A 287-nucleotide genomic window follows, 5' to 3' on the forward strand; every position below is an offset into this window, starting at 1 on the left:
ACGTAGCTTGGAGGCACTGGCTTCCGGGTTTCAACCGCGAGCCGGACGGTTGATTATCGGGCGGTCAACTCGGAACGATATGCTTCGGCAATGCGCTGCGCCAACTGTGCCATTTGATCGTCAGGTATCTGCAGAACCCCGTACTCCGCCATCAGCGCGTGGTATTGCTGCTCTTCAAGAGGCACACCAGAGGGTAAGGGAACGACATGAAAATGCAGGTGGCTATTGGCTTGCTGGCTGCCGAGCGAAAGCACATAAATTCGCTCCGCGTCGAACACGCTTTTGAG

General features: G+C 56.1%; 1 pseudogene. It reads right to left on the reverse strand.

Features of this window, described 5'->3' with window-relative positions:
* Positions 1-53 precede the first annotated feature (53 nt).
* A pseudogene (locus AF337_RS11915) lies at positions 54-287 on the reverse strand (HIT family protein); the annotation flags it as partial.

The sequence above is a fragment of the Rhizobium ecuadorense genome (assembly GCF_001187535.1).
Taxonomy (GTDB): Bacteria; Pseudomonadota; Alphaproteobacteria; order Rhizobiales; family Rhizobiaceae; genus Rhizobium; species Rhizobium ecuadorense.